A 9,033-nucleotide genomic window follows, 5' to 3' on the forward strand; every position below is an offset into this window, starting at 1 on the left:
CTCCCGCGTCGTGGGGCCCGACGTGGACGCGTTCGCCCGGCGGCACTGGGGCCGCGAACCGCTGCTGCGGCGCGGCGCCGACCCGGACTCGTTCCGGGACGTGCTCGACCTCGACGGTGTCGACGAACTGCTCTCCCGCCGCGGGCTGCGCACCCCGTTCCTGCGCCTCGCCAAGCAGGGCGAGGTCGTCGACTCCGGATCGTTCACCGGGCCAGGCGGGGTGGGCGCCGAGATCGGCGACCAGGTGCGCGACGACCAGGTCGCCGCGCTGTTCGCCGAGGGGACCACCGTGGTGCTGCAGGCGCTGCACCGGACCTGGTCCGGCGTCATCGACCTCACCACCGACCTCGCCGCGGAACTCGGCCACCCGGTGCAGGCCAACGCGTACGTGACGCCGCCGTCCTCCCGCGGGTTCGCCGCCCACTACGACGTGCACGACGTGTTCGTGCTGCAGCTCGCCGGGCGCAAGCACTGGACGGTGCACGCGCCCGTGCACCCGGACCCGCTGCGCGACCAGCCGTGGAACGCCCACGCCTCGGCCGTCGCCGCACGCGCGCGCGACGAGGCTCCGGAGATCGACGCGGTGCTGGAGCCGGGCGACGCGATGTACCTGCCGCGCGGCTGGCTGCACGCCGCGACCGCGCTCGGCGACGTGTCGGCGCACCTGACGGTGGGCGTGCACGTGCTGACCAGGTTCGCGCTGGTGGAGGCGCTGACCGCGCTCTGCGCGCGGGACCCGGAGCTGCGGGCCTCGCTGCCGCTGGGCATCGACGTCGCCGACCCCGCGGAGCTCGCCCCGCACCTCGACGCGGTGCGCACGGCGCTCACCCGCGCGTTGCGGGACGTGCCCGCCGACGACGTCGCGCGCCGCGTCCGCGGCCGGGTCTGGTCCGGCGGACGTCCCGAACCGGTGCGGCCGGTCGCCACCGCCGAGTTCGCCGGCGGGCTGGCGGCCGGGGACGTCGTGCGGCGGCGCGCCGGGCTGCGCCACCGGGTCGTCGACGGCGCGGACGAGGTGGTGCTGGAGCTGCCGGACCGGCGGCTCGCGCTGCCCGCGGACACCGCGGACGCCGTGCGCGAACTGCTCACCGGCGGCACGTTCCGGGTGGGCGAGCTGCCCGGGCTGGACGAGGCCGATCAGGTGGTGCTGGTCCGCAGGCTGCTGCGGGAGGGCGTGCTCGTCCCCGCGGCCCTCCCGTGACCGGGCACCACTGGCCGCGCTGCTCCTTCGTCGCCGAGGCCGCGGGCGACCCGCTGGAGGGATCGGCGCCGCCCGCGCAGCGGTGGTTCCTCCTCGAACACCCCGGGCCGTGGGGGCGGGACGCGCTCACCGGGTCCGGGCTCGACCCGGCCGTCGTCACCGCGATCACCGGGTGGGCCGCCGACGCGGGCGCGCGCGTGCTGCTGGTGCGCCGGCCCGGGCGCAACGCGAGCGGAGCGGTCCGCCGCTGGTTCCGGGTGGACTCCCGGCCGGGACGCGAATCCGTCCGGGGCGGCGCGGTCGCCTCGGCCGCCGAACTGGTCGACGCGGTGGACGCACCCGGCGAACCCGTCGCGGGGCCGCTGAACCTGGTGTGCGCGCACGGCAGGCACGACACCTGCTGCGCGGTGCGCGGCCGGCCGGTGGCCGCGGCCCTCGCCGCGGCGGCGCCCGGCGGCACGTGGGAGTGCAGCCACCTCGGCGGCTGCCGGTTCGCGCCAGCGCTGGTGCTGCTGCCGCACGGCTACGCGCTCGGCGGCATCCCGGCGGTGGACGCGGTCGGGGCCGCGCGCGACTACGCCGCCGGGAACCTCGACGCCCGCTGGGTGCGCGGCCGCACCTCGCTGCCCCCGGCCGCGCAGGCCGCGCAGCACCACGCGCGGGCCGCCACCGGGGCGACCGGCGTGGACGAGCTGCGGCCCGTCGCCGTCGAACCCGACGGGGACGCCGGCTGGCGGGTGGAACTCGCCGATCCGGACGTCGCGGTGCGGCTGCGCGAGCGGTGGGTCGCCACCGGGAGACCGTTGACCTGCGCGGCCACCGCACCCGGCCGGATGCGCGTGTTCGACCTCCTCGACCTGCGCGGCTGACCGCCGGACTCCGCTTCCGGCCCGGTCCGCGGCCGGAGACCGGGCGGGTCAGCTCGGGCGCGCCGCGGGCAGTTCGGCGGTGATGCGGAGACCACCACCGGGCCGGGGCACCACGTCGAGGATCCCGTCGTGCGCGCGCACGACGCTGCGCACGATCGCCAGGCCGAGCCCGACGCCCGCGTGCTCGTCGTCGCGCACCCGCTCCGCACCGCGCTGGAACGGCTCGGTCAACGTCCCCACCACCTCCGGCGGGAGGACCGCGCCGGTGTTCTCGACCAGCAGCACCGCGACGTCCGGCCGCGCCTCGGTGCGCACCCGCACCGCACCCCCGCCGGGCAGGTTGTGCACGATCGCGTTCTGCACGAGGTTCGTCACCATCGGCAGCAGCAGCGCCGCCGAACCGGACGCCCACGCCGCGTCCCCGCCCGCGTCGAGCTCGACACCGCGCCGCTCGGCCAGCGGCAGCGACGTCTCGACCGCCTCGTCCACCAGCAGCGACAGGTCGACCGGTTCGCTGCTGAAGGAACCCCGGTCGGCGCGGGCGAGCAGCAGCAGGGCCTCCGTCAGCTCCACCGCCCTGGTGTTGACCTGCCGCAGCCGGGTGACGAGCGCGTCCACGTCCGGATCCGGGTCGTGGCTGGCCACGTCGAGCAGCGTCCGCGAGATCGCCAGCGGGGTGCGCAGCTCGTGCGAGGCGTTCGCGGCGAACCGCCGCTGCTCCGCGGTGTGCGCCTCCAGCTGCGCGAGCATGGCGTCGAAGACGTCGGCGAGGTCCCGGAACTCGTCCCGCCGACCAGGCAACCGGATCCGGTGCGAGAGCGAACCGTCCGCCGCCAGCCGCGCGGCCGCGCCGATCCGGTGCAGCGGCGCGAGCATTCGCCCGGCGAGGAACCAGCCGCCGACCAGGCCGAACATCAGCACCGCCAGCAGCACCAGCGCCGCCTTCGGGGCGAACGCGCGCACCAGGTCCCGGCGTCCCGGCACGAAACCGCCCGGCGTGTTCACCTGCTCCGGGACGTAGCGCAGCAGGAACACCCACACCACGGCGAGCAGCAGGGCGCTCGCGACGACGAGGAACCCGGCGTAGCTCACGGCCAGCTTGAACCGGGTGCTCATCCCGGGGCGCCTAGCCACGGTCGTTCACCGCGGCCTCGATCCGGTAGCCGACGCCGGGGACGGTCGTGATCAGCCACGGTTCGCCGAGCCGTTTGCGCAGCGCGGACACCGTGATGCGGACCGCGTTGGTGAACGGGTCGGCGTTCTCGTCCCAGGCCCGCGCCAGCAGCTCCTCCGCGCTGACCACGCCGCCCTCCGCGCCGACGAGGACCTCCAGCACCGCGAACTGCTTGCGGGTGAGCGCGACGTGCCTGCCGTCGCGGAACACCTCGCGCCGGAACGGGTCCAGCCGCAGCCCCGCGATCTCCCGCACCGGCGGCCGGGACCGCTCCCGCCTGCGGTCCAGCGCGCGCAGCCGCAGCACCAGCTCCCGCAGCGCGAACGGTTTCGTCAGGTAGTCGTCGGCGCCGAGTTCGAAGCCGGTCTCCTTGTCGTGCAACCGATCCGCGGCGGTGAGCATCAGGATGGGGAGCCCGCTGCCCGAGCCGACGATCCACCGCGCCACGTCGTCCCCGGACGGGCCGGGGACGTCCCGGTCGAGGACCGCGAGATCGTAGGAGTTGACCTGCAGCAGCTCCAGCGCGGTGTCGCCGTCCCCGGCCATGTCGGCGGCGATCGCCTCCAGCCGCAGGCCGTCCCGGATCGCCTCGGCCAGGTAGCGCTCGTCCTCGACGATCAGCACTCGCATGGGGGAATGCTAGTTCGGCGGACGTATCGCCGGCGTATGCGAAAACGAATACGCGGTGGCAACGGCGCGGGGTCTTCGCTGGTGGCATGACCACGACACCGCACCTCCGGAACCGGATCACCACCGCCTCCGCCGTCGCGCTGCTCGGCGCCCTCGGCGTCGCCGTGACGATCGCCGCTTCTCCCGCGCTGCGCGGCGAACCCACCGCCGAGGACGGCGCGATCCCCGACGACCGGGAGGTGTCGGTGTTCGACGACGCCGAACCCGCCGTCGCGAAGCTCGACGAGGACCTGCTGGAGGCGCTGCGGGCCGCCGCGACCGAGGCCGAGGACGAGGGACTGCGGTTCCGCGTCAACAGCGGCTGGCGATCACCGGGCCTCCAGGAACGGATGTTGCAGGACGCCGTCACCACCTACGGTTCCCGCGCCGAGGCCGCGCGCTGGGTCGCCACCGCCGAGACCTCCGCGCACGTGTCCGGCCAGGCCGTGGACATCGGTCCGTACGACGCCTCGGACTGGCTGGTCCGACACGGTGACGACCACGGGCTCTGCCAGATCTACGCCAACGAGCCGTGGCACTTCGAACTCCGCCCGCTGGCCATCACCGAGGGTTGTCCGCAGCCCTACACCGACCCCACCGAGGACCCGCGGATCCGCCCGTGACGGCCCGTCCCGGCCGGCGGGGCGGGCCGCCCCCGCTCGTAGCGGACCGCGCCGTAGTCCTCGCGCTCCGGTTCGTCGAAGCGCGCCGCCCGCCGCGCCAACGCCCGCATCCGCTCGCGCATCTCCACCGCCGGGAGCCGGTGGTGCGGGCCGTGCCCCGGCAGCTCGGCGAGGAACAGCGCCGTCCCCGGGCTGGGGAACGGGTGCGCGATCACGCCCGGGCCCGATCTCCACCGGCTCCGACCCGCGGATCACCCGGTCGGCCTCCGGGCCGCCACGCCAGATCACCCTCGTGGATCCACAACCGGACGTCGACGCGTCCGGCGCGAGTTGTCAAGGGCCCACCACCTGCTGGGAATGCTCTGGCCCCGGGCGCGGTTGAGCCCTCTTGGCCGGGAAGACCGGATCATCCAGCGGAAGCGAGGCAGTGGTGTCAGGTGAGTCGTCGAGCCAGGCGTCGGGCGGTCCCGGCAGTGGAACCCGGTTGCCCCGCGAGATCTGGATCCTGGTCGGCGGCAGCTTCATCGTCGCGATCGGCATGGGCATCGTCTCGCCCGCGCTGCCGGCCTTCGCGACCTCCTTCGACGTGGGCGTGACGGCGGCGTCGTTCATCGTCAGCGCGTTCGCGTTCATGCGCCTGGCCTTCGCCCCTGCCAGCGGGCGGCTCGTCGCCTGGTTCGGCGAGCGGCCGATCTACGTGTGGGGCATCAGCATCGTCGGCGTCAGCAGCGCGGCCTGCGCGTTCGCCACCTCGTACTGGCAGCTGCTGGTGTTCCGCGCGCTCGGCGGCATCGGCTCCACCATGTTCACCGTCTCGGTGGTGGCGCTGCTGGTGCGGCTCGCGCCGCCGCAGCAGCGCGGGCGCGCGTCCGGGCTGTGGGCGACGAGCTTCCTGCTGGGCAACATCTCCGGGCCGATCATCGGCAGCGTCATGGTGGGCTTCTCGCTGCGGATGCCGTTCCTGACCTACGGGGCGGCGCTGTTCCTCGCCGCGTTCATCGGCTGGCTGCTGCTGCGGAAGTCGACGCTGGCGGCGCCGGTGAGGGACGACGTCCCGGCGATGACGGTCCGGGAAGCGCTGCGCTCGCGCACCTACCGGGCGGCGATGCTGTCGAACTTCAGCATGGGCTGGGCGGTGTACGGGGTGCGGATCGCGCTGATCCCGCTGTTCGTCGTCGAAGCGCTGCGCTCCACGCAGGCGATGGGTGGCGTGGCGCTGTCGGTGTTCGCCGTCGGCAACGCCGCCGTGATCATGGTGTCCGGGCGGCTCTCCGACCTGCACGGCCGGAAACCGCTGGTGCTCGTCGGGCTGGCCGTGTCGGGGCTCGGCACCGCGGCGCTGGGCTTCAGCGGTTCGGTGCCGGTGTTCCTGGCGGTGTCGCTGGTCGCCGGGGTCGGCGCGGGGCTGCTGAACCCGGCGCAGAACGCGGCCGTCGCCGACCTCGTCGGCGCGAAGGGCAAGGGCGGGCCGGTGCTGGCCGCGTTCCAGATGAGCGCGGACGTCGGGTCGATCCTCGGCCCGCTGGTCACCGGGGTGCTCGCCGACCTCATCTCCTACCGGGCCGCGTTCGCGGTGACCGGGCTGACCGCGGTGCTGGCGCTGGCCGCCTGGTTCGCCGCGCCCGAGACGAGCGGCCGCCGCGGCACCATCGAACCCGTCCTGAGCACCGGCGAAGGCGACGCGCAAGTCCAGCGCGCCGAGAAGTAGGTCAGCGCCAGGCCCCGCGCGCGGTGAGGACGAGCCGCCGCGGACCACCCTGCTCCGGCACCAGGTCGATCAGGGCGGCCGCGACGGTGGCGAAGGTCAGCACCGGCCTGCCGGGGACCGCGGTCACCTCGTCCAGCGGGGCGAGCTCGCGGTCCTCGTCGGCCGGGCCGGACTTCAACGTCACCGGGTAGACCGCGGTCCAGTCCGCCGCGCACCGCGGCAGGTCCCGCTCGGCGGCGAGCTTGTCGTCGAACAGCCGCTTCGCGAGGGTGCGGGCGAACAGCCGCGGCACGAACGACTGCTTCCGGGCGGTGTCGCCGATGCCGAGCGAGGACAGCAGCACGAACCGCGGCACCGCGGCCGCTTCGATCGCGTCGAGGATCCGCGGCAGGCTGCGCCGCTGGAAATCGGTGCCGTGCCACAGGTATCCCGCTCCGACGCGGGCGCCGAGGCAGGAGACGACGGCGTCGTGCCCGGCGAAGGCCGCCGTCATCGCCGGGACGTCGTCGACCGCTCCCCCGACGACCGCCAGCCCGGGGCGCGGGGTGATTGCGTCGGGGTTCCGCGCGTACGCGGTCACCCCGTACCCGCGGTCGAGGGCGTGCTCGACGGCGGCGCCGCCGGTCCGCCCGGTCGCGCCGAGGACGACGATCTGCATGGCTCGCTCCGAACTCGTGGGGGCATCGCTCTCTCACCGAGCCATCATGCCCCGATGAGCGCCCCGACCGGACCGTTTCCGAGAACCGGGCCGGTCCGCGCACGGCCGGTCCTCCTGTCAGCTGCGGAGCCGACGAGCCACCGGCCACGCGCGCCACCGGCATCGCCGCGGATGCTCAGCGGCGGGACCGCGACCTCCGACGCGGAGACCGCCGCGGTCGCCGCCCGGCACGACGACGGCCGCCGCGGCCGGCGGTCGGTGCTGCGGGACCCGGCGGTGCTGCTGTGCCCGCTCGCCCGGCGCGCCGGGCAGGCGGGCCGCTCGCACGGTTGCCGCGAAATCCGGTGATCCGCGTGTTCGGGCCCGCACCTGCGGTATCTCAGGCGGGTTCCCTCCGCTTCCGCGGATCTCCAGCTCGCCCGTTCGGGCGATGTGGGGGCGACCGGACCCGTCCTAACGTGAAGCGCATGGAACCGCCTGCGCACGCTCGGCCGCGGATCCCGGAGCAGCGGGCGGCCCTGTCCCCGGGACAGCTGCTGATCACCGGGGACGTGGGCGGCGACCTGGTGCTCGACACCGCCGAGCTGGACGCGCGGGCCACCGTGCAGCGCCAGGTGCACTACCGCACCCGGCGCTGCGATCAGGTGCACCTGGTGCGCGGGGTCCCGCTGCACGAAGTGCTCGTCGAGGCGGCACCCCGGCTGGACGACCGGCACAAGATGGGGCTGCTCAACGTGGTGGTGCTCGCGACCTCCGAGGACGGGTTCCAGGTGGTGCTGTCGCTGGCCGAGGTCGACCCCGAGTTCGGGGCGTGCTCGGCGCTGCTGGCCACCCGCTACAACGGGCGGACGCTCGCCCGGCCGACGCTGGTGATGCCGTGCGACGGCCGCGCCAGCCGCTACGTGCGCCAGGTCTGCCGGTTGCGGCTGCTGAACATCGCCCCGGCCGAGGACCTGGTGACCGCGCCCTAGCCGCGCAGGTCGGTGAGGATCGCCTCGGCGACGAGTTCCAGTTCCCGCGCCTCCCGCGCCCCGGTGGGCGAACCGCAGGACCCGGCGCGCCCGCCCGCGCGCAGCAGCACGACCACGCCGTCGTCCCGCCCGGCCACGGCCGCCAGCGCCGCGTCCAGCTCGGCGCGGCAGGTGCAGTGCAGCCCGGCCGCGACCTCGCCGAGGGCGCACTCCCGGTGGACGTGCACCGGCGACGCGCCCCGCGGCGTGCCGCGCACCAGCGCCAAGTGCTCCCGACCGTCGCGGGCGCGGTAGCCGACGGCGCGGAACGTCCCGGCGGGCAGCGGCAACCGCGCTTCCGCGCCCCGCTCGACCAGGCCGTCCCGCCGCATCCGGTGCTCGGCGACCTCGTCGACGGACACCACCGCCAGCTCGTGCTCCAGCGCGAACAGCCGGGCTTCGGCCGCCCCCGCCAAGCGGGTCGGGTCGTCCAGGCCGACGAGCTCGCCGAACGCGACCGCGCGGTGCAGACCGGCGAGCGCGGCCAGGTCGGCGGCGGCCTCCGCGGGCCCCCGGTGGCCGAGCACGCCCCCGGCGTCCACCCGCAGCGGGACCACGTGGCCGGGCCGCGCCAGGTCGTCCGGCCCGGTGCGCGGATCGGCGAGCGCCGCGATGGTGCGCGCCCGGTCGGCCGCCGAGATCCCGGTGCCCACGCCGCGGACCGCGTCCACCGCCACCGAGGGAACCGCGCCGCCGGGACGCACCCCGGCCCGGGTCATCGGCGGCAGCCGCAGCGCGTCGGCGCGCCCGGCGTCGATCGCCGCGCGGAGCAGGCCGGAGGTGTGCCGGACCGCGAACGCGACCAGCGGCGGCGTGGCGTGTTCGGCGGCGAGCACGAGGTGCGCGGCGTCCTCCTGCCCGGTGTCGTCGAGCACCACGACGGCCCGCCCCGCGGCGAGCTCGCCGAGCGCGGTGGCCACCGGGTCGGCGGGCCGGGCCGGTGCCGCCGGGCCGGCGTCGGCGGTGGTGGTGGTCATGCTTCCTCCTCGCTGCGACCCGGTCCGTCCACATCGGACCGCGTACCGGAAGTGGGGGGGGGGGGGGGGGGGGGGGGGGGGCGGGCGGGGGGGGGGGGGGGGGGGGGGGGGGGGGGGGGGGGGGGGGGGGGCGCCGCCGCCGGG

At 75.9% G+C, this 9,033-nt stretch carries 11 protein-coding genes; 6 read left to right on the forward strand and 5 right to left on the reverse strand.

What is annotated here, in order from left to right:
• Together LCD33_RS25330 and LCD33_RS25335 are read left to right on the forward strand one after the other, a co-directional pair.
• On the forward strand, positions 1-1,201 hold a 1,201-nt coding region (locus tag LCD33_RS25330; protein WP_255617785.1), incomplete at its 5' end, for a cupin domain-containing protein.
• The gene (locus LCD33_RS25335) at positions 1,198-2,070 is read left to right on the forward strand and encodes a sucrase ferredoxin (protein ID WP_224957638.1); all 873 of its coding nucleotides are present in this window, start codon (positions 1,198-1,200) and stop codon (positions 2,068-2,070) included. The genes LCD33_RS25330 and LCD33_RS25335, both read left to right, overlap by 4 nt.
• Positions 2,071-2,118: 48 nt before the next feature.
• On the opposite strand, the gene LCD33_RS25340 is transcribed toward LCD33_RS25335, so the two are convergent.
• Complete coding sequence (locus LCD33_RS25340) at positions 2,119-3,186, reverse strand: HAMP domain-containing sensor histidine kinase (RefSeq protein ID WP_255617786.1); 1,068 nt, start codon at positions 3,184-3,186, stop codon at positions 2,119-2,121.
• A gap of 10 nt (positions 3,187-3,196) precedes the next feature.
• Positions 3,197-3,874, reverse strand: a complete 678-nt coding sequence (locus tag LCD33_RS25345) for a response regulator transcription factor (protein ID WP_224965814.1) — start codon at positions 3,872-3,874, stop codon at positions 3,197-3,199.
• 86 nt (positions 3,875-3,960) lie between these two features.
• On the opposite strand from LCD33_RS25345, the gene LCD33_RS25350 reads away from it, so the two are divergent.
• On the forward strand, positions 3,961-4,536 hold the full coding sequence (locus tag LCD33_RS25350) for a M15 family metallopeptidase (protein WP_224957616.1): 576 nt from the start codon (positions 3,961-3,963) through the stop codon (positions 4,534-4,536).
• On the opposite strand, the gene LCD33_RS25355 is transcribed toward LCD33_RS25350, so the two are convergent.
• The gene (locus tag LCD33_RS25355) at positions 4,497-4,751 is read right to left on the reverse strand and encodes a hypothetical protein (protein ID WP_224965813.1); all 255 of its coding nucleotides are present in this window, start codon (positions 4,749-4,751) and stop codon (positions 4,497-4,499) included. The genes LCD33_RS25350 and LCD33_RS25355 overlap by 40 nt on opposite strands.
• Positions 4,752-5,020: 269 nt before the next feature.
• Between LCD33_RS25355 and LCD33_RS25360 the strand changes: the two genes are divergently transcribed.
• Positions 5,021-6,244: an MFS transporter gene (locus tag LCD33_RS25360; protein WP_255613930.1), complete on the forward strand. Its 1,224-nt coding sequence runs from the start codon at positions 5,021-5,023 to the stop codon at positions 6,242-6,244.
• Between the two features lies 1 nt (position 6,245).
• Here the strand turns inward: LCD33_RS25360 and LCD33_RS25365 are convergent, their stop codons facing one another.
• The gene (locus LCD33_RS25365) at positions 6,246-6,902 is read right to left on the reverse strand and encodes an NAD(P)-dependent oxidoreductase (RefSeq protein ID WP_224965811.1); all 657 of its coding nucleotides are present in this window, start codon (positions 6,900-6,902) and stop codon (positions 6,246-6,248) included.
• Positions 6,903-7,073: 171 nt separating this feature from the next.
• On the opposite strand from LCD33_RS25365, the gene LCD33_RS25370 reads away from it, so the two are divergent.
• Positions 7,074-7,250: a hypothetical protein gene (locus tag LCD33_RS25370; protein ID WP_224957612.1), complete on the forward strand. Its 177-nt coding sequence runs from the start codon at positions 7,074-7,076 to the stop codon at positions 7,248-7,250.
• Between the two features lie 119 nt (positions 7,251-7,369).
• On the forward strand, positions 7,370-7,873 hold the full coding sequence (locus LCD33_RS25375; RefSeq protein WP_224965810.1) for a molybdopterin-binding protein: 504 nt from the start codon (positions 7,370-7,372) through the stop codon (positions 7,871-7,873).
• On the opposite strand, the gene LCD33_RS25380 is transcribed toward LCD33_RS25375, so the two are convergent.
• Positions 7,870-8,889 (reverse strand): 3,4-dihydroxy-2-butanone-4-phosphate synthase, encoded by a 1,020-nt coding sequence (locus LCD33_RS25380; RefSeq protein WP_224965809.1) that lies wholly within the window; start codon positions 8,887-8,889, stop codon positions 7,870-7,872. The two genes, LCD33_RS25375 and LCD33_RS25380, sit on opposite strands and share 4 nt — an antisense overlap.
• Positions 8,890-9,033: the final 144 nt, after the last annotated feature.

This window comes from Saccharopolyspora sp. 7B, from assembly GCF_020177435.1.
In the GTDB taxonomy this organism is placed as follows: Bacteria; Actinomycetota; Actinomycetes; order Mycobacteriales; family Pseudonocardiaceae; genus Saccharopolyspora_C; species Saccharopolyspora_C gregorii.